The sequence below is a fragment of the Sphingobium sp. GW821-FHT02B05 genome (genome assembly GCF_059421905.1).
This window is the reverse complement of sequence record NZ_JBWKVW010000003.1, coordinates 88,173-107,499: the sequence shown is the minus strand read 5'-3', so window position 1 is coordinate 107,499 and position 19,327 is coordinate 88,173. Positions and strand designations below refer to the sequence as shown.

The 19,327-nt window shown below is 62.5% G+C and carries 23 protein-coding genes and 1 tRNA gene; 18 read left to right on the top strand and 6 right to left on the bottom strand.

Annotated elements, in window-relative coordinates; translation table 11 throughout:
* Positions 1-74 precede the first annotated feature (74 nt).
* The 18 genes from AC07UX_RS12760 (at position 75) to AC07UX_RS12675 (ending at position 16,149) form a co-directional block, all read left to right on the top strand.
* Positions 75-1,199 carry an 8-amino-7-oxononanoate synthase gene (locus AC07UX_RS12760; RefSeq protein ID WP_495192391.1) on the top strand — a complete coding sequence of 375 codons (1,125 nt, stop codon included), beginning with the start codon at positions 75-77 and terminating at the stop codon, positions 1,197-1,199.
* Positions 1,196-1,810 (top strand): dethiobiotin synthase, encoded by a 615-nt coding sequence (gene bioD / locus AC07UX_RS12755; RefSeq protein ID WP_495192390.1) that lies wholly within the window; start codon positions 1,196-1,198, stop codon positions 1,808-1,810. The genes AC07UX_RS12760 and bioD overlap by 4 nt, the downstream gene beginning before the upstream one ends.
* Positions 1,811-2,088: 278 nt before the next feature.
* Positions 2,089-4,134: a M13 family metallopeptidase gene (locus tag AC07UX_RS12750; protein WP_495192389.1), complete on the top strand. Its 2,046-nt coding sequence runs from the start codon at positions 2,089-2,091 to the stop codon at positions 4,132-4,134.
* A 223-nt stretch (positions 4,135-4,357) separates the two neighbouring features.
* Entirely contained in the window at positions 4,358-4,786 is a 429-nt protein-coding gene (locus AC07UX_RS12745) for a DUF4168 domain-containing protein (RefSeq protein WP_495192388.1), read from the top strand.
* A gap of 146 nt (positions 4,787-4,932) precedes the next feature.
* Entirely contained in the window at positions 4,933-6,744 is a 1,812-nt protein-coding gene (locus AC07UX_RS12740; protein WP_495192387.1) for a cation:proton antiporter, read from the top strand.
* The gene (locus AC07UX_RS12735; RefSeq protein WP_495192386.1) at positions 6,741-7,376 is read left to right on the top strand and encodes an OmpA family protein; all 636 of its coding nucleotides are present in this window, start codon (positions 6,741-6,743) and stop codon (positions 7,374-7,376) included. Before AC07UX_RS12740 ends, AC07UX_RS12735 begins: the two co-directional genes overlap by 4 nt.
* Positions 7,377-7,408: 32 nt before the next feature.
* Positions 7,409-8,698 carry an adenosylmethionine--8-amino-7-oxononanoate transaminase gene (locus tag AC07UX_RS12730; protein ID WP_495192385.1) on the top strand — a complete coding sequence of 430 codons (1,290 nt, stop codon included), beginning with the start codon at positions 7,409-7,411 and terminating at the stop codon, positions 8,696-8,698.
* Between the two features lie 57 nt (positions 8,699-8,755).
* Complete coding sequence (gene infA, locus AC07UX_RS12725; RefSeq protein WP_003049127.1) at positions 8,756-8,974, top strand: translation initiation factor IF-1; 219 nt, start codon at positions 8,756-8,758, stop codon at positions 8,972-8,974.
* 11 nt (positions 8,975-8,985) lie between these two features.
* Complete coding sequence (locus AC07UX_RS12720; RefSeq protein ID WP_495192634.1) at positions 8,986-9,558, top strand: Maf family protein; 573 nt, start codon at positions 8,986-8,988, stop codon at positions 9,556-9,558.
* A 3-nt stretch (positions 9,559-9,561) separates the two neighbouring features.
* The gene (locus AC07UX_RS12715; protein ID WP_495192384.1) at positions 9,562-10,551 is read left to right on the top strand and encodes a ribonuclease; all 990 of its coding nucleotides are present in this window, start codon (positions 9,562-9,564) and stop codon (positions 10,549-10,551) included.
* A complete protein-coding gene (locus AC07UX_RS12710; protein ID WP_495192383.1) occupies positions 10,541-10,735 on the top strand; it encodes a DNA gyrase inhibitor YacG in 195 nt (64 codons plus the stop codon). The genes AC07UX_RS12715 and AC07UX_RS12710 overlap by 11 nt, the downstream gene beginning before the upstream one ends.
* 50 nt (positions 10,736-10,785) lie before the next feature.
* Positions 10,786-10,861: transfer RNA gene (locus AC07UX_RS12705), tRNA-Phe, on the top strand.
* A gap of 153 nt (positions 10,862-11,014) precedes the next feature.
* Entirely contained in the window at positions 11,015-12,229 is a 1,215-nt protein-coding gene (locus tag AC07UX_RS12700; protein ID WP_495192633.1) for a tyrosine-type recombinase/integrase, read from the top strand.
* A gap of 156 nt (positions 12,230-12,385) precedes the next feature.
* Positions 12,386-12,637 carry a helix-turn-helix domain-containing protein gene (locus AC07UX_RS12695; RefSeq protein ID WP_495192382.1) on the top strand — a complete coding sequence of 84 codons (252 nt, stop codon included), beginning with the start codon at positions 12,386-12,388 and terminating at the stop codon, positions 12,635-12,637.
* Positions 12,637-13,965: a type II toxin-antitoxin system HipA family toxin gene (locus tag AC07UX_RS12690; RefSeq protein WP_495192381.1), complete on the top strand. Its 1,329-nt coding sequence runs from the start codon at positions 12,637-12,639 to the stop codon at positions 13,963-13,965. The genes AC07UX_RS12695 and AC07UX_RS12690 overlap by 1 nt, the downstream gene beginning before the upstream one ends.
* A 156-nt stretch (positions 13,966-14,121) precedes the next feature.
* Positions 14,122-14,535, top strand: a complete 414-nt coding sequence (locus tag AC07UX_RS12685; RefSeq protein WP_495192380.1) for an MbcA/ParS/Xre antitoxin family protein — start codon at positions 14,122-14,124, stop codon at positions 14,533-14,535.
* Positions 14,532-15,254 carry an RES family NAD+ phosphorylase gene (locus tag AC07UX_RS12680; RefSeq protein ID WP_495192379.1) on the top strand — a complete coding sequence of 241 codons (723 nt, stop codon included), beginning with the start codon at positions 14,532-14,534 and terminating at the stop codon, positions 15,252-15,254. The genes AC07UX_RS12685 and AC07UX_RS12680 overlap by 4 nt, the downstream gene beginning before the upstream one ends.
* 16 nt (positions 15,255-15,270) lie before the next feature.
* A complete protein-coding gene (locus tag AC07UX_RS12675; protein WP_495192378.1) occupies positions 15,271-16,149 on the top strand; it encodes a 3'-5' exonuclease in 879 nt (292 codons plus the stop codon).
* 86 nt (positions 16,150-16,235) lie between these two features.
* On the opposite strand, the gene AC07UX_RS12670 is transcribed toward AC07UX_RS12675, so the two are convergent.
* From AC07UX_RS12670 to AC07UX_RS12645, 6 genes are all read right to left on the bottom strand, one after another.
* Entirely contained in the window at positions 16,236-16,538 is a 303-nt protein-coding gene (locus AC07UX_RS12670; RefSeq protein WP_495192377.1) for a hypothetical protein, read from the bottom strand.
* A 608-nt stretch (positions 16,539-17,146) separates the two neighbouring features.
* Positions 17,147-17,311 (bottom strand): hypothetical protein, encoded by a 165-nt coding sequence (locus AC07UX_RS12665; protein ID WP_495192376.1) that lies wholly within the window; start codon positions 17,309-17,311, stop codon positions 17,147-17,149.
* A 31-nt stretch (positions 17,312-17,342) separates the two neighbouring features.
* Positions 17,343-17,633: a hypothetical protein gene (locus tag AC07UX_RS12660; RefSeq protein ID WP_495192375.1), complete on the bottom strand. Its 291-nt coding sequence runs from the start codon at positions 17,631-17,633 to the stop codon at positions 17,343-17,345.
* A gap of 70 nt (positions 17,634-17,703) precedes the next feature.
* Positions 17,704-17,967 carry a DUF3253 domain-containing protein gene (locus AC07UX_RS12655; protein WP_495192374.1) on the bottom strand — a complete coding sequence of 88 codons (264 nt, stop codon included), beginning with the start codon at positions 17,965-17,967 and terminating at the stop codon, positions 17,704-17,706.
* On the bottom strand, positions 17,964-18,251 hold the full coding sequence (locus AC07UX_RS12650; RefSeq protein ID WP_495192632.1) for a UvrB/UvrC motif-containing protein: 288 nt from the start codon (positions 18,249-18,251) through the stop codon (positions 17,964-17,966). Before AC07UX_RS12650 ends, AC07UX_RS12655 begins: the two co-directional genes overlap by 4 nt.
* 165 nt (positions 18,252-18,416) lie before the next feature.
* The gene (locus AC07UX_RS12645; protein ID WP_495192373.1) at positions 18,417-19,259 is read right to left on the bottom strand and encodes a transglutaminase-like domain-containing protein; all 843 of its coding nucleotides are present in this window, start codon (positions 19,257-19,259) and stop codon (positions 18,417-18,419) included.
* Between the last annotated feature and the right edge of the window lie 68 nt (positions 19,260-19,327).

Below are 19,327 nucleotides of genomic sequence, written 5' to 3'. Positions count from 1 at the left end.
ACAAAATATGCGGGAAATGTGCGACGTTAAGGCCCCGCTTGCCGCCTGTTCCGGCCGGGCCTATAGCCCGCGCCATGACTGCCGAACCCTATGCCAAGCAGCTTGCCGCGCTGGAGTCGCGCGGGCGGTTGCGCCGTCTGATCCCGCGCGCCGGCCGGGACTTCGCTTCCAACGATTATCTGGCCCTGGCCGGCGATCCGATCATCGCCCAGGCCGTCGCCGACGCGATCGGGCGCGGCGTGCCGGTGGGGTCGGGCGGATCGCGCCTGCTGCGCGGCAATGCGCCCGAACATGAAGGGCTGGAGGCGAAGGCCGCCGACTTCTTCCGCACGCAAGGCGCGCTGTTCGTGGCCAATGGCTATGTCGGCAATCTGGCGCTGTTCTCGACCCTGCCCCAGCGTGGCGACCTGATCGTCGCGGATGAGCTGATCCACGCCAGCGCGCATGACGGCATCCGCATGAGCAAGGCGCAAGCCGTGTTCGCCCGCCATAATGAGGTGCAGAGCTTCGCCGACCTGATCGTGGCTTGGCGCAAGGAGGGCGGCACCGGTCGCATCTGGATCGCGGTCGAGACACTCTATTCGATGGATGGCGACATGGCGCCGCTGTCCGACCTCGCCAGGCTGGCCGCCACCCATGGCGGGATGCTGTTGCTGGACGAAGCGCATGGTACCGGCGTCTTCGGTCCCGGCGGCCGCGGCCTGTCGGCGGGGCTCGATGGCCTGCACAATGTCATCACGCTGCACACTTGCGGCAAGGCGATGGGGACGGAGGGCGCGCTGATCTGCGGCCCGCGCATCCATATCGACTATCTGATCAACCGCGCCCGCGCCTTCATCTTCTCGACCGCGCCCTCGCCGCTGATGGCAGTGGCGGCATCGGCTGCGCTGGACCGGATCGAACAGGCCAGCGACCTGCGCGACCGGCTGAAGACCCTGCGGCAGGATGCGGCCGAGGCGATCTGCGCGCCGCTTGGCTTGCCTGCCCCACGCAGCCAGATCGTGCCGGTGATATTGGGCGATGACGTCCGCACCATGGCGGTGGCCGCCGCCTTGCAGCAGGCCGGCTTCGACGTACGCGGCATCCGCCCGCCGACCGTCCCGTCGGGCAGCAGCCGCCTGCGCATATCGCTGACCCTCAACGTCGGGCGCAATGATGTCGCCGCGCTGGGCGAAGTGCTGCGGCAGGCGATGAAATGAGCGTTTGGATCGTCACCGGCACGGACACCGGCATCGGCAAGACCGTCTTCGCTGCGGGCCTCGCCGGCGCGCTGGGCGCACATTATTGGAAGCCGATCCAGGCCGGCGTCGATCCGGAGGGCGACAAGGAGACAGTCGCTGCCCTCTCCGGCCTGCCCCCGACACGCATCCTGCCCGAAGCCTTTCGGCTGACCACGCCCGCCTCCCCGCATCTGGCCGCACGGATCGACGGCGTCACCATCGCCCTCGACCAGCTGAACCTGCCGCAGGTGGACGGGCCGCTGGTGGTGGAGGGCGCCGGCGGCGTGCTGGTCCCCATTTCCGAAACGCTGCTGATGGCCGACCTGTTCGCCCATTGGGGCCAGCCGGTGATCCTGTGCGCGCGCGCCGGCCTTGGCACCATCAACCACAGCCTGCTCAGTATCGAAGCGCTGCGATCGCGCGGTGCGCCGCTGGCCGGCATCGCGTTCATCGGCGATCCCCATGAAGAGAATGAGCGGATCGTGCCGCAATTGGCGGGCGTTCCCTCGCTCGGCCGGCTGCCGCATCTGGACCGGCTCGATCCGGCATCGCTGGCGGCGGCCTTCGCGGCGAACATCCGCCTGCCCTGAACCAATCGGCCCAAAGCAATGGCGCCAAAATGGCCCGTTCGCTTCGAGCGTGTCGAAAAGCATCTGGCACTACGCTTGCCGTTCGACTTCGCTCGAAACGAACGGCCCTGGGCTATGCGCGCCTCCTGAAGCCTTCCCTAATATTTCAACGGTCGACAATTTTCGACCAACGACATGGACAAGCCTGTTGCACGGGCGTTCAAGTCCCGGTCACGCCGGGCCTGCTAACGCGCGCCCATCTGTCACAAGCCCATTTATCACAAGCAAGGGATGCTTTGATGAAAACCCTCCTCCTGGGTGCTGCCGCCACCGCGCTGGCGCTGGCCGCCACCATGGCGCAGGCCGATCAGCCCGCCACCCCCGCCGCCGCTTCGGCCAGCCCAGCCAAGCCGACCTATGGCAGCTATGGTTTCGACGCGACCGGCATGGACCAGTCGGTCAAGCCCGGCGACGATTTCTACGATTATGCCAACGGCACCTGGGCGAAGAACACGCCGATCCCGGCCGACAAGTCCAACTATGGCGCGTTCAACACGCTGGACGACCTGTCGCGCGAGCGGACCAAGGGCATATTGGAAGCGGCCAAGACCGACCCCAACAGCAAGATCGGCGTGGCCTATGCCAGCTATCTGGACGGCGCCACCGTCGAACAGCAGGGCCTGACCCCAATCAAGCCCTGGCTGGACGAGATCGCGGCGATCAAGGATCAGAAAGGCTATGCGCTGGTCGCGGCCAAGGCGGCGCGCGCCGGCATCAATGGGCCGTTCCGCTTCTATGTCGGGCAGGACGACAAGGATCCCGAAACCTACATCCTGTCCATGGGCCAGGGTGGTCTGGGCCTGCCCGACCGCGACTATTATCTGGATCAGGACGCCAAGATGGCGACGATCCGCACCGCCTATGTCGCGCATCTGGAACAGATGCTGACCCTGGCCGGGCAAAGCGATGCCAAGGCGCGCGCCGCCGCGCTGATGGCGTTCGAGACGGCCATCGCCAAAGTCCACTGGACGCAGGTGGACAGCCGCGATGCCGACAAGACCTATAACAAGATGACGCTGGCCGACCTGCAAAAGGCTGCGCCCGGCTTCGATTTTGCAGCCTTCTACAAGGCGAACGGCCTGACCCCCGCCACCCTGCTGGTCGCCCAGCCCAGCGCCATCACTGGCGAGGCCGCGCTGATCGCGAAGGCACCGGTGCAGGTGCTCAAGGACGGGTTGCTGCTGCGCAGCCTGCACGGCTTTGCCGACAAGCTGCCCGAAAATATCGCGAACGCCGACTTCGCCTTCTACGGCACGACCCTGTCGGGCACGCCGGAACGCGAAGCCCGCTGGAAGCGGGGTGTCGACTTCCTGAAGGAATCGCTCGGCGAAGAAGTGGGCAAGGCCTATGTCGCGCAATATTTCCCGCCCGAAACCAAGGCGGCGATGGACGTGCTCGTCAAGAATGTGCTCGCCGCCATGGGCCGTCGCATCGACGCGCTGCCGTGGATGAGCGACACGGCCAAGGCGCGCGCGCACAAGAAGCTGGCCGCCTTCACCCCCAAGATCGGCTATCCCGACAAATGGCGCGACTATAGCGGCCTGACCATCAAGGGCGGCGACCTGTTCGGCAATGCGCTGCGGTCGAACCAGTTCGAATTCGACTATAATATCGGAAAGCTGGGCAAGCCCATCTATCGCTGGGAATGGGGCATGACCCCGATGGAGATCAACGCCTATGCCAATTTCGGCATGGTGGAGATCGTCTTCCCCGCCGCCATCCTGCAACCGCCCTTCTTCGATCCCAAGGCGGACCCGGCGGTCAATTATGGCGGCATCGGCGCCGTGATCGGCCATGAACTGAGCCATCATTTCGACGATCAGGGCGCGAAATATGACGAGACGGGCAAGCTCAACCAGTGGTGGACCGATCAGGACGTCGCCAATTTCAAGGCGCTGACCGGCAAGCTGGGGGCGCAATATGACGCCTATGAACCCTTCCCTGGCGCGCATGTGAAGGGCGCCTTCACCATGGGCGAGAATATCGGCGACCTGGGCGGCCTGGCCGTGGCGCTCGACGCCTATCACGCTTCGCTCGGCGGCAAGCCCGCGCCGGTGATCGACGGCATGACCGGCGACCAGCGCTTCTTCCTGGGCTGGGCGCAGGTGTGGCGCCGCAACTATCGCGAGGCGAACCTGCGCCAGCGGCTGGTCACCGATCCGCATGCCCCGTCGCAATATCGCACCGACATCGTGCGCAATTTCGACGCCTGGTATGATGCGTTCAAGCCCGCGCCGGGCGGCAAAATCTATCTGGCGCCCAAGGATCGCGTGAAGATCTGGTGATATAAAAACAGCGGCCCGGGTTCGATGACGAATCCGGGCCGCGCTTTATTCCGCACTTGCGAAGGAGCCTGCGACGAATCGCACCCTCCTGGGGATAAGCCGTTTTGACGAGTCCTGTTATCTTTTGAATCGCACGGTTTACCGTTGCGCCCTTTCCCACCCGGAACGTTTTCAACAGCTTGGCCGTCTGTTCATCAGCATATCGGTCAAGAGGAGAAAAAAGTTGACGGGTCTGAAAACCACCGCCCTGCTGAAAACGGGCTTCGCATCGCTCGCCCTGGTTGCCGCTTATCCCGCACTTGCGCAGGATGCCGCCGCGCCCGCTACCCCGGCTGCACCGGCTACGGCTCCCGCCGCCCCGGCCGCCGGCGCCAGCAATTTCAGCGATTCCGACATCAAGGCTTTTGCCGCCGCTGCGGTCGAAGTGACCAAGATTCAGTCGGATACGTCGATCGCCGCCGCCGACAAGCAGCCCAAGATGCTGGCCGCGTTGCAGGCTTCGGGCATGCCGCCTGAAAAGTTCAACCAGATCGGTCAGGCGGCCGCCGCCGATCCGGCGCTTCAGCAGCGTATTCAGGCGGCCGCGCCGCCGGCTCCCGCCGCCCCTGCGGCACCCGCTGCCCCGGCCCAGCCGAGCCAGCCGCCGCAGTAAGGCAAGACAAGGAAGGGCCGGTGTCAAACCGGCCCTTTTTCTTTGTGGGCCCAAGCTGGGCTCACACATGATCGGCCCGATTGTTCCCGCAGCCACGAAAAATATCGGGGGTGACGCGCGCGTTTCGCGCCGTCTATCATGTTGCGATGCAGCAACAAGCTCTCTCCATCGCGTTGATCGGCATATTGGGGATCGGCGCGCAGTGGATCGCCTGGCGGACCGGCTGGCCTGCCATCGCCCTCATGCTGGCCGCCGGCGTCATCGGCGGCCCGGTTCTGGGCCTTATCCATCCCCATGCCGTCTTCGGCGACCTGCTGGAACCGATGGTGTCGGTCGCGGTCGCCCTGATCCTGTTCGAAGGCGGCCTCAGCCTCAATTTCCGCGAACTGCGAAAAACCGACGGCGCGGTCATCCGGCTGGTGCTGCTGGGATCGCCGATCGGCTGGGTGTTGGGATCGCTCGCCCTCTATTATGTGGCGGGCCTGGTCTGGCCGGTCGCCATCCTGTTCGCCGGCATATTGGTCGTGACTGGCCCGACCGTCGTGCTGCCGCTGCTGCGCCAGTCCAACGTCGCTGCCCGCCCCCGCGCCATCCTGAAATGGGAAGCGATCGTCAACGATCCGACCGGCGCGCTGCTGGGCGTCGTCACCTATGAATATCTGCGTCGTTCGGGGGAAGGCGGCACGCTGGCGTCGGTCATCCTGTCGCTGCTGGCCGCGGCGGTCATCGCCGGGCTGATCGGCTGGCTAGCCGCGCGCGCGCTTGGCTGGCTGTTCCCGCGCGGCCATGTGCCCGAATTTCTCAAGGCCCCCGTGCTGCTGGTATCGGTCATCAGCGTGTTCGTGGGATCCAACATGATCCAGCAGGAAACCGGGCTGCTGGCCGTCACCGTAATGGGCATCGCGCTGGCCAATATGCGGCTGGATTCGCTGCGCGACATTCAACCGTTCAAGGAGAATGTCACCGTCCTGCTGATTTCCGGCGTGTTCGTCATCCTGTCCGCCTCGCTCGACCTCAATGTCCTGCGCCAGTTCGAATGGCGCTTCCTGGCCTTCCTGCTGGCGCTGCTGTTCGTCGTACGCCCGGCGACCGTGCTGCTCAGCCTCGCCTTTTCCAAGGTGCCATGGAACGAGCGGCTGCTGGTCGCCTGGATCGCCCCACGCGGGATCGTGGCGGTCGCCATTTCAGGGCTGTTCGCGCTGAGGCTCGATCACCTTGGCTATAATGACGGGTCGATCCTCGTCACCCTGTCCTTCGCCGTGGTCGTGGCCACCATCGTCGCCCATGGCTTTTCGATCAAGGCGGTGGCGCGGCTGCTGAAGGTCACGGGCGCATCGGAACGCGGACTGCTGATCGTGGGCGCCACGCCGTTCAGCCTGGGCATGGCGGCGCAGCTGCGCCAGCTGGATGTGCCGGTGATGATCGCGGACAATAGTTGGCAGCGGCTGGCCCCTGCACGGCATCAGGGCATTCCCACCTATCATGGGGAAATATTGTCGGAGGCGACCGAGGAACGGCTGGACCTGACCCGGTTCCAGGTATTGGCCGCGACCACCGACAACGAAGCCTATAACACGCTGGTCTGCAACGAATTCGCGCCGGAAATCGGGCGTGACAATGTGCATCAGCTGGGCGACGCAAGTGACGATGACGATCCGCGCACCCTGCCGGAATCGCTGCGCGGCCGCGCCCTCTTCGCCTCCGGCCATGGGGTCGAGGATATCATGCAGCGTGAGGAGCAGGGCTGGGCCTTTCGCAAGACGCGGATCAGCGAGCAGTTCGACTATGATGCCGCGCGCGCTTCGCTACCCGAAGATGGCGACATGCTGTTGCTGCTGCGCAAAAACGGCGCGCTGCGTTTCTTCACCCATGCCTCGCGCCCGACGCCCCAGCCGGGTGACACGATATTGTCCTATGTGCCGCCGTCCCGTAAAAGGCCGAAAGGAGAGGAAGAATGACAAGATTTGCCCCGGCCGCGATCGTCCTGAGCGCCGCGCTCGCCGCCTGCCAGCCTCCGTCGGAGGGCAACAACGCCAGCGCGATCAACGAAGCCGGTAACGCCGCCAATGGCGTGGACGCCAATGCCGCCGGCAATGGAGGCGAACAGCCCCGCTCCATCCTGCGCCCGGACGTCGTGCCGGAATCCACCGAGCCGAAGATCGAACCGGCAGACGCGCTGATCGGTTTCGGGACATCCCCGATGGCGTTGGACGATACTGCCAAGGCCGCGCTCGATACGCTGCTCGCCACGCCGGCAATCAGGGAGGGCGGGCCGGTCACGCTGCGAGGTCACAGCGATTCGCGCGGCAATGACGGCGACAACAAGGTCGCGTCGCGGATCCGGGCGGAAAAGGTGCGCGACTATCTGGTCGCAAAGGGCGTGGACCAGGCGCGTATCAGCATCGTCGCGCTGGGCGAGGCCCGCCCTGCCGCCCCCAATGCCACCGAAGATGGCCAGGACGATCCAGAAGGTCGGGCGAAAAACCGCCGGGTGGAGGTGCATGTCGCGCTGCCCACGATCATGGTGCCACCGCCCGTCGTCGCCAACCAGGCTGATCCGGCGCAACCGCGCAGCAAGGCAAAGCCGTAGAAATTGCCGGCGCCTCGACCTAAAGCGCCTGCATGACCTCTCCTGTCTGGCACCCCTTCACCCAGCATGGCTTGAACGAGCCGATCCCCCATGTCGTGCGGGCGCAAGGCGCGCTGCTGCACCTGGCCGATGGCAGCACGCTGATCGACGCGATTTCCAGCTGGTGGGTGACGACCCATGGCCATTGCCACCCCCGCATCGCCGCCGCCATCGCCGCGCAGGCCAGCCAGCTCGACCAGTTGATCTTCGCCGCCTACACCCACGAACCGGCCGAGGCGGTCGCGCGCGGCCTGATCGCCATGGCGCCCAGGGCGGACGGCCAGCCCACACTCGCCCATGTCTTCTATTCCGACAGCGGATCGACGGCGGTCGAGGTCGCGCTGAAGATGGCACTGGGTTACTGGCACAATCTGGCGCTGGATGGGCTGGCCGACGCCCGCAGCCGCATCCTCGTGCTAGAGCATAGCTATCATGGCGACACGATCGGCGCGATGTCGATTGGGGAACGCGGCGTCTATAATGCCGCCTGGCAGCCTTTGCTGTTCGATGTCGGCACCATCCCCTTCCCGGCAACCGGCCAGGAGCAGGCCTGCCTCGCCACGCTGGAGGCCGCCTGCGCCGACAAGCCCGCCGCCTTCATCGTCGAACCGCTGCTATTGGGCGCGGGCGGCATGCTGCTCTATTCGCCGGACCTGTTGCGCGCGATGGCGGCGATCTGCCGCAAGCATGACGTGTTGTTCATCGCGGATGAGGTCATGACGGGCTGGGGCCGCACCGGTACGTTGTTCGCCTGCGAACAGGCGGGCATCGTGCCGGACATCATGGCCGTGGCGAAGGGCATCACCGGCGGCGCCATTCCTTTGGCTGCGACGCTGGCGACCGCGCCGATCTTCGACGCGCATCTGTCCACGGACCGTGCGCGGCTCTTCTACCATTCGTCGAGCTACACCGCCAACGCCATTGCCTGCGCCGCCGCCGCCGCGAATCTCGCCATCTGGCAGGAAGAGGATGTGCTGGGCCGCATCGCCACGCTGGCCGACGGCATCGCCTCGCGCCTTGGCATATTGGCGGCGCATCCGGCCTTCGCCAATCCGCGCCAGCTGGGCACGATCGCCGCAATCGACCTCAACGCCGCCGACGCGGGCTATCTGTCCGACCTTGCCCCGCGGCTGCGCGCTTTCTTCCTGGAACGCGGCCTCTTGCTAAGGCCGCTGGGCAACACCATCTATCTGATGCCACCCTATTGCCTGGACGCCGACCAGCTCGATCGGCTGTTCGCGGCGCTCGCCGAAGCGGGCGATATATTCGGCATGCAACCCTGACTTTCATTTTCCGCAATTTGGCGCTATGGCGGCGCGATTTTGCGAATTCGGGATAATATGGCTAAAGAAGAACTGCTTGAAATGCGCGGACAGGTTGTGGAGCTTCTCCCCAACGCCATGTTCCGTGTCCGGCTTGAAAATGACCACGAAATTCTCGGCCACACCGCCGGCAAGATGCGCAAGAATCGCATCCGCGTGCTGGTGGGTGACGAAGTGCTTGTCGAGCTGACCCCCTACGACCTGACCAAGGGTCGGATCACGTACCGCTTCAAATAAGCCGGCACGTGATGCGGCTTATTCTTGCTTCGGCTTCCCCCAGGCGGCGTGACCTTCTGGGCCAGATTTGCGTCGTCCCCGATGCGGTGGACCCGGCCGATATCGACGAAACGCCCCGGAAGGCAGAAATGCCGGCCGCCTATGCCGCGCGCGTGGCGGCGGAAAAGGGCATGGCGGTGGCCGCGCGCCATCCGGGTGCCCTGATCCTGTCCGGCGACACGGTGGTGGCCGTGGGCCGGCGTATCCTGCCCAAGACGGAAAGCCAGGAAGAGGCGCGCACCTGCCTGACCCTGCTGTCCGGCCGCCGGCATCAGGTGCATAGCGCCATCACGCTGATCAATGGCGAAGGTCGCGCATGGCATCGCCTGTCGTCCAACATCGTCATCTTCAAGCGGCTGGAGCCAGCGGAAATCGACGCCTATATCGCCAGCGACGAATGGCGCGGCAAGGCCGGCGGCTATGCGATCCAGGGTCGCGCCGCGGGGCTCATCCGCACGATACAGGGCAGCCATAGCGCGATCATGGGCCTGCCGCTTTACGAAACCCGCACGCTGCTGAAGGCAGCGGGCTACCCGTTGGATTAAATTATGGCCGAATGGCTTTATGAAGAAGGCATTGGCGAGGCCCGCGCCGCGCTGATCGAAAAGGGCAAGCTGGTCGAGGCGCTGATCGAGCGCGACGGCGACGCCGTTCGTCCCGGCGCCGTGGCGCAGGGCCGCCTGGTCGCCACCCTCATCCCCAAGAAGCGCGGCGTCGTGCGGCTGATTTCCGGCGAGGAAGTGCTGCTGGAGCCGATCCCGCCCCGCCTGTCCGAAGGGGCCAATGTGCTGGTGGAGATCATCCGCGAGGCGATCGCCGAGGAAGGCCGCCCCAAGCGCGCCAAGGGCCGCATGCCCCAGCCCGGATCGAAACCCCATGCCGGTCCCAGCCTGCTCCAGCGCATCCGCGCCACCGGCACGCCCGTCGTCCCCTGCCCCGCGCATGAGGAAGACCGGCTGGAAGCCCATGGCTGGAGCGAGTTGATGGACGAGGCGATCAGGGGCGAGGTCGGCGCCGAGGACGCGGCGCTGCGCCTGTTCCTGACGCCTGCCATGGTGCTGATCGACGTCGATGGATCGCTCCCCCCCGCGCAGCTTGGCCCCAAGGGTGCGAAGCTGGCGGCACAGGCGGTGCGGCGCATGGGCCTGTCCGGCTCCATCGGCGTCGACCTGCCGACGATGAACAACAAGGACGAGCGGATGGTCGCGGCCGCGCAGATCGACAAATTTCTGCCGCTCCCCTTCGAACGCACGGCGGTGAACGGCTTTGGCTTCCTCCAGATCATTCGCCGTCGCGAGCGCGCGAATCTGATGGAATTGCTGCGCGAAGATCCGGTGCTGACCGCCGCTCTGGCGCTGCTGCGCCGCGCGGAACGCCACGGCCAGGGTGGTGCGGCGACCATCACGGCTGCGCCGGCGATCATCGACCTGCTGCACAAGCGGGCCGACTGGATCGAATTGCTGGCGAAGCGTCGGGGCGGCGCAATCACGCTGAAGGCAGAGGCCGCGCTTGACCTGGCGGGCGGCCATGTCGCCTAAAAGCGCCGCCTGCCCGGTGTGCGGCCAGCCGTCGCACGCCGAAACCCGCCCCTTTTGCAGCGCCGCCTGCCGCGATCGCGACCTGCTGCAATGGCTGGGCGAAGGCTATCGCGTGCCGGGTCCGCCGGCCGATACCGACATGCAAAAAAACGGTAATTATGGGCTGGACAGCGAGCCGGATTGACGCTTATAGGCACGCCTCCATCCGGCGGACGCCTCCGCCGTTGACCCGATGCCCGGGTAGCTCAGTTGGTAGAGCATGCGATTGAAAATCGCAGTGTCGGCGGTTCGAATCCGTCCCCGGGCACCATTTCCCTTATTTTTCATGTCCATAGCCGTCCGAAATCGACGGTATATTTTGGACGGTTTGCGGTATCTCGTCCGCCGCCATCCGGGCGCGTATCTTGCCACCCGGAGGCGCCAACGGTATTTTTCTCGGCATTGAAACCGGGAAAAGATCGTGATGCTTACAGATGCCGCCATCCGTAAAGTCGGGCTCCGCGACAAGCCATTCAAGGTCAGTGACATGCACGGGCTATATCTGCTCGTGAACCCCAATGGCGCCCGCTACTGGCGCTGGAATTTTTCTCATCGCGGCAAACGACAGACGCTCTCGCTCGGCGTCTATCCCGAAGTCTCTCTCAAGGAAGCCCGGGAGAAGCGCACAGAGGCCAGCAAGCTGCTCGAGCGTGGCACGAACCCATCGACCCATAAAAAGCTCGCACGCGCCCTCGCACTGAATGGCGGAACAAGTTTTGGCGAGGTAGCGCAGGAGTGGCTTGCCAAGCTGGAAGCCGAAGGGCGTTCAAAAGCCACGATGGAAAAGATGCGCTGGCTGTTGCGCTATGCCGAGCCGATCATTGGTGAGCGGCCAATAGGCGAACTGACCGCGCCTGAAGTCCTCGCCGTCCTGCGCACGGTCGAAGTAAAGGGCCGCTACGAATCGGCAAGACGACTGCGAACGACGTGCGGCAGCATCATGCGTTACGCCATTGCCACCGGCCGCGCACAGCGCGACGTCACTGCCGATTTGCAAGGCGCGCTCATCACGCCCAAGGTCACACATCGCGCTGCCATCACTGATCCGGGAGGGGTTGGAGAGCTTCTCCGAGCGCTTTGGGGCTATGAGGGCCAGCCCGCTGTAGAGATAGCGCTCAAGATAGGCATTCACACCTTTGTCCGGCCTGGCGAGCTGCGCCACGCGGAATGGACCGAGTTTGACCCGGATCTTGCCATCTGGACGATCCCGGCGGAGAAGATGAAGATGGGGCGCGAGCATCGCGTACCACTGTCGACCCAGGTGATGGACCTGCTCGAGGCGCTCTATCCTATCAGCGAACATTCCAAATATCTGTTTCCAAGCATTCGCGATCCGAGGCGGCCGATGTCGGAGAACACCGTGAACGCCGCCCTTCGTCGACTGGGCTATGACAAGACACAGATGACCGGGCACGGCTTCCGCGCGACAGCCAGCACCCTGCTCAACGAGAGCCGCAAGTGGCATCCGGACGCGATCGAACGGCAATTAGCGCATGTCGAAAGCAACGATGTCCGACGCGCCTATCTGCGTGGAGAGCATTGGAACGAGCGGGTCAAGATGATGCAATATTGGAGCGACTATCTCGATCAGCTCCGGGCTGCCGAGAAAGTGATCAAGGCTAGGTTCGGGCGGCGGTAACGGGGATCTATCGTTGACTACGAAGTCCCGAGTTTATGTGACAAATAACATAATCACCGCTTATGTGAATTAACACATAAAATGCTTTTATGCTAAAAAAGGCATATTGTCGATTTATGCGATTTGAGACATAAGCACGGTCAAGGAGACTGACGCATGGCTCATATCGCACGATCATCCAGGCAGCTCGGCGCCATCATCCAGCGTGCGCGCAAGCAGAAGGGCATGAGCCAGACGGAACTGGCTGGCCTCGCCGGCCTGCGGCAGGAACTGGTCTCGAAAATCGAGACCGGGCAGGAAGGCACCCGATTATCCTCTATCTATACATTATTTGCCGCTCTCGATCTGGAGATGGTCGTCGATCAAAGGTCCGGCAAATCGGTGCCTGACATTGAGGATATCTTCTGATGGGCCGACGCAGAGCGCACCCGCCGCTCAACATATTCATCAACAACCGCCTGGCTGGACGTCTTCTCAAGCAATCCAGCGGCGCCATCGAATTCCGCTACGATCAAAGCTGGCTCGACTGGGAGCACGGATTTCCGATCTCCCTTTCCTTGCCCCTGCGCGAATCGCCGTACACCGGAGATTCGGTGATCGCTGTCTTCGACAATCTGCTGCCTGACAATGCGGCGGTGCGTCGCCGCGTTGCCGAACGAACCGGCGCCCAAGGCAGTGACGCCTACAGCTTGCTGGAGCGCATTGGGCGGGATTGTGTGGGTGCCATGCAATTCCTGCCGGATGATGTCGCGCTTGATGGCATCCAGCCGGTCGATGGAGAACCCATCAGCGATGCCGAGATTGAACAGATGCTCGCCAACCTGGCCCAGGCGCCACTCGGCATCGACATGGAGCATGAATTCCGAATTTCGGTTGCCGGAGCACAGGAAAAGACCGCTTTGCTTTTCCATGGGGGCGAGTGGTTGAGACCGCTTGGAACGACCCCCACGACCCACATACTGAAACCGCAGCTTGGCGAAATTCCGACACCATTCGGAATGATCGACATGGCCGACAGCGTCGAGAATGAGCATTATTGCCTCAAGCTCCTGGAAGGCTTTGGCCTGCCGGTCGCCAAAACGCAGATCGCGACATTCGGTGCGCGCAAGGTGCTGGCGGTCGAACGCTTCGATCGTCGCTGGAGAAGTCCGACAGAACTGCTTCGATTGCCCCAGGAGGACTTTTGTCAGGCCCTGGGCATCCCTTCTGCCCGGAAATATCAGAGCCATGGAGGGCCTGACGCCGTTGCAATCCTCAAATTGCTAGGCAGCAGCGACAATCCTTTGGAGGATCAGACGGCATTCCTGAAAAGCCAGATCATATTCTGGCTCATTGGCGCGACAGACGGCCACGCCAAGAATTTCAGCGTCTTTCTTCGTCCTGGTGGGCGCTTCGGGCTGACGCCATTCTATGACGTCCTCACCGCTCAACCTGCGTTCGATGCGCGGCAGATTCCGAACAACAAGTACAAGCTCGCGATGTCAGCCGGCAACAGCCGCAAATATCAAATTTTGAACCTTAACGGACGACATTTTGTAGAAACCGCCAAGGAGGCGGGGTTGGGCGCCACTCTCATAGACCGCGCGCTGCGGGACGTGATGCTCATGGCAGAAAGAGCCCCCGAGCAGGCATTGTCCATGATGCCCGACGGGCTTGCCGTCGCCACGCACACGAGCATCATGAACATCATGGGAGTCAGACTGAGGTCATTGGAGCTTGGTCTTGCAGAAATTTGAACCGCGCTCACGCGCAGCCGTTTAGCGAAGATAACCAGCCAAGCGATCAGATTGGTTTATCGGACGCTGGGGCGAAATGATCAGCAAGGCCTTGATTGACAGCAGACGGGTGAGCCCAAATTGCCATTTGGCATTTTTTCGTCTATATTATGCCATATGGCTGCTTTGCAACCCATCGAGACATCTCCGGCTCCGTTCCGGCCAGAACCTGCCACCCAGGAAGAAGGCAGGGCGATGTTCCGTGCGGCCCTCAATCTGTTCGCCAAATGGGGCGTGAGCGACGAACAGGCTGCCGTTTTGACCGATATGCCGATCCGCAGTTTCCGTCGCTGGAAGGCCGAAGGGGCGAGCCGCATTTCGCGCGATGGGCTCGCCCGGCTCTCCAACCTCATGGGTATCCATAAGGCGTTGCGTATCATCTTTCAGGAGCCGCAGCGCAGCTATGACTGGATCAAGGCGCCCAATATTGCCTTTGAGGGGGCGAGTGCCCTGGCAGTCATGCTGGGCGGCGAATTGACCGACATCATGCGGGTACGGCGCTATCTCGACGCGGAGCGCAGCGGCTGGTGACGGGAATAGCGGCGCCGCCGGTCAGCAGGGTCGAATGGAAGGGCGCGGTCAGGATCATCCGCAGCGTCTTTCCTCCCATCGATCTGTTCGAGGATATTGCAGACCCCGCGGACTGGCCCCTCCTCATCTCCGCCGAGCAGAAGACGAACCCGCGCATCATGACATCGGTCGGCAATATCGACCTCGTCCCTCCGGGGCGCCGAGTCGGTGGTGCTGGAGCCTCCTATCTCATGGGCTCGTTCACCCATGTCAGTCCCGATCGGACAAGCCGGTTCTCCGCTGGGCATTATGGCGTGCTCTATATCGCGCGCAGCTATGAGACCGCACTGTTCGAGACCATCCATCATCATGCGCGTTTCATGGCCCGTACGGCCGAGCCGGCCGGATGGACGTCGCAGTTTCGGGAGATCATTCTGAGGGTCGATGCCAATTTGCATGACCTCAGAGCGGATCCGGCCGGATTTGGTCCCTGTCTCGATCCCGATCGATATGAGGCGGCGCAACTGCTTGCCGCGACCCTGCGCGGTTCAGGCTCGGACGGCATTACCTATCCAAGCGTCCGGCAGCCCGGTGGCGAGTGCGTCGCACTTTTCTACCCGGACTGCGCCTCCAGCCCCGTTCAGGGTCGGCATCTCGACTATCACTGGGACGGCGAACGGGTCGATCTCGTTCGGGATGCTGGCAGCGGCGCTGTGTTCAGGGTGGTAGAAACATCATGACGAGAGCCATCGATAGATGAACGGATCTCCAGGCGATCGCCACGTTCAGGCTGCCCGGCTGCTGGGCACGCATCCGGATTATCGAGTGCAGCGGCGGCTTACCCCCGTCACGCACTTTCATGCAGCAAGCCCAGAGGGCTCAACGCGCATTGGCGTTGCGATCGATGTGGAGACGACCGGGCTCGACCGTGAGACGGATCGCATCATCGAGTTGGCGATCCAGCGTTTTCGCTTCGATGAGCGTGGGCGAATCATTCAGGTCGGGGTGCCGCGAGTCTGGCGCGAAGATCCGGGCATGCCGATCGATCCGAAAATCACCAACCTGACCGGTCTCACCGATGAAGACGTTGCGGGCCAGCAGATCGATGAATCGGCAGCTATCGACATTCTCTCCTCCGCTGACATTATCGTGGCGCACAACGCGGCTTTCGACAGACCGTTCGTGGATCGTCGCCTACCTGCCATCGCCGGCAAGCCATGGGCCTGCTCGATGGCAGAGTTGGATTGGTTAGAGCTTGGGTTCGAGGGGCGCGCGCTCGCTCATCTCGTTTCGCAATGCGGCTGGTTTTACGAAGGGCACAGAGCCGAAAACGACATCCTGGCTCTTTTGTATCTCCTTTCCCATGGCCTGCCGGACGGAGAGACGATCCTGGCAAAGCTGATCACCTGCTCGGAGCTGCAGACCTATCGGGTAAATGCCATCGACGCGCCTTTCGAGGCCAAGGACCGGCTGAAGTCGCGCGGATATCGTTGGGATGCCGCCATGCGTTTCTGGTGGAGAAGCATTGGTGAACAGGACCGCGACGCTGAACGGGCCTGGCTGCAGAGCGACGTCTATGGCGGGTATGGGGAACCCGCCTTCCTCCCCATCACGGCGTGTGAGCGGCATCGCTGAAGCCCCGATAGTATCTAACAACGACAAGCCGCGATCGGACCCCGATCATCCGGATCAGGCCAGCTGGACCCTGAGTTCGCCTGCTATCATGCCGCCCAGCGATCCAGTTCGGGAAAGAGAGGGACGGCAGGCGGCAGGCCAGGCTCGACGACATTTGCGTCGAACGTGCCGATAGTCAGCCATTCGACGCGCCACTCGACTCGGACGGCGTTGCCGTCGAACCGGACGATGCCGGCGCCGTCGCGCGCTACCTCCCAATGGCACCGCATGGCTTCATCATAATAGCCCATGAGCAACGTGCCATCGCTCAAACCCACCAGAAACCGCTCGTCTTCGTCATAGGGCGCTGCCAGCACGGTCTCGACATCGCCGGTGACCCGTAGGCGCACGCTATCTGGAATTGGGGTGATCGAAACGCACATCGCAAAATCCCTCTTTCCTACATGAGAACATATAGTGAACATATCGAGCAGGAAAGGAGTCGGCAATGATGATAATCGACGGATCATTTCTTCTGGGGATAGCCGCAGTGCTGACCAGCATCGCGACCTTGTGGCGCAGCTTTAAAGGTCGAAGATAATGCTTGGGGGCGGTCCGGTCGCGCTTTTCAGCAAGGCAATCGGGCTGTCCCTGATGCGAGCGGCCTCATTTGGCGCGCCTGTTGCCGAACGATGCTGGGGTCGGGGCAACCGCTTCGTCATCGACGCGTTCGACGGGTCAAAGGAGAACATATATGACGCATCGGCCTTCAGTCCCCCCGGGCAGTACCGCACCCTATCCCGCCCATCCAGCGCCGCATGCCGAGAGCATCCAGGCAGATGAACCTACAACCGATTCGGGCGAATGCGAACAGGACACCAAGCTATCTGGTTCCGCGAAAATCCTGGGCGCTGCTGTCGGGATCGGGTCAGCCGCTATCGTCGCAGCGCTTCTCTATGCACGGCAGCGGCGGGCCTGAGGGCCGCAGAGGTCGGCCTGGCTGGCGCTGCCGCGCTGGTCAGGCCGTTTGATCAGGTTTCTTATCGAGCAGCAGTCGTTCGCCCTGTTGTTGAACGATAGCTTTGATCGGTCCCGACATGAGGCTGAGCATCGCGGGCAGTTGAAGGGTGACACGCAGGCGGGCGTCTTCCGCATCGACCGTGCAGGGGACTTCGACGCCCATGGTCGCGACAGTCAGAGACAATTGATCCTGGCTAGGCCAGCTGTGGGTGACGGTGGCAGCGCCCCCCCGGAATATGGGAAGCCAGCTTGGCTATGCCTGCTGCCATGCGGCGCCTTGCTTCGTCACGGCCAAGATTGTGGGGAATGTCGATGATCGTTGGTGCTGCCATGATTGCTCGAATAGCCTCCAGCTTGATGGTTCCGTCTAATCTTACAGCTGCTGAACACCGTTGCGCGCCATATGGCTGATTTGAGAAATCGAGCGCATCGCCGGGCAGGTTGAGAATCGTCGTTCTTCCGCGCATGGATAGGTCATCGATCATGGACCCTGATCGTCACGAGGTACCGTACAAGCGCTGACGCTTTGTCTAATTCGGCCAAGACGCGGCTCACTCAATTGTGCCCGTCCCTTTTCGATTCAGCAGGTGCAATGCGATAGGGTCCAGATCTTGCAGCCATGCTGGTACCTTTCCAACTCAGGTGAATTAGTCCTTCGGTCAGCAAGGTATCGACCATGGCATGAACAAGGGGCATGGCCTCTCGCCAGTTGTGCTTACTTGCAATCGCGCGAGCGACTTCACTCGGACAAATTGTCGCTCCCGGCTTTCGTGCAACCATAAGGGTATGGAGTGCCTCACGGGCGTCTGCTGCATTCATTCGCGTTTGCGACCGCGTGCGCTTCGACCTGTCGTCATGGGGTCCGGTTTTGCTGGGGGCTGCCAGTCATGCGATGGCACCAGCCTCTGCTGGCTGGTGCCCAAACCCATGGCTCCTGGTTTGGGACGTTCCAAGCCTGAGACATCTGCCTTCAAGGCTTCTTCGACGGTCGCGCCCCCGCGGATGAGGCTTATCATGTCCCGACAGCGCCGGGCTTCTTCAAAGTCCAGGGCAGCAGCGGCTGCTTCCATTCTGTGGATAAGGCTCGTGATCGTAACCTGCATATAAGACCAACGCATATGCGTCGAATTGGAAGCAATTTGCCGACTGCGAAACATTGGTTCGTCGCGCATAAGTCGAGAAAGCAACTTTTGCTAAGGAAAGCCCTACCGGCGTCCTGTTTTCAAAGGGGAAGGTCGAGATATAATCATATCGCTCCACCCAAGCCCTCAGGCCGCCTTCCTGCGCGGCTGATCGATACGCTCTCCGCTGACCTCGTCTGTATGGACGTTGAAGCCGATCAACTGAACTGACCCAAAGGCTGTAGTCAAAGCGGTGTCTGCCGCGTCGCGGCCACATGCCATGAGAATGCGACCGATCCGGGGCACTCGATGTCGCGCGTCGAAACTGTGCCATTCACCACTCAGATACACCTCGAACCAGGCGTGAAAATCCATGGGAATGGGCACCGGCTCTATGCCGATGTCGCCTAGATAGCCGCTGCAATAGCGTGCCGGAATATTCATGCACCGGCACAATGCGACGGCCAGATGCGCGAAATCCCGGCACACGCCGACACGCTCCTGATAGGCTTCATAGGCGGTACGAGTGGATCGGGCATATTGATAACCGTAGGTAAGATGCTGGTGGACGAAATCCACGATCGCCTGCACTCTTTGCCAGCCGGCGGGGACGTGCCCGAATAGCCCCCACGCGATGTTCGAAAGATGTTCGGTATCGCAATATCGACTGCTGAATAGATACATCAGCACATCGGTAGGGAGTTCCGTTGCCTCGTGCTGGATAGCCAGAGGCGACTGACGGTCGGTAATGCCTGCATCCTCTATTACGAAATCGCAGGAAAGCGTTGTGACACCCGGCGGCATGATCATGCGCGAGCAAAAATTGCCGAATGTGTCGTGATAATGATCGATGGAGATGCCACGATCCGTAGAGATGGCCTGGCCGGTTCTTAGATCGCTGATGCGTTCGGGCCGAATATTCAGCATCGCGATCATGGGTGTGGGGGCGAAGGCCCGCAGTGTCAGGTCGTAGCCGGCTCGAATCAACATGGATAAACTCCGGGCACCAGTCCACGGACTGGCCAACGAGGGGAACGCCATGTTGGAATGCTTTGTGC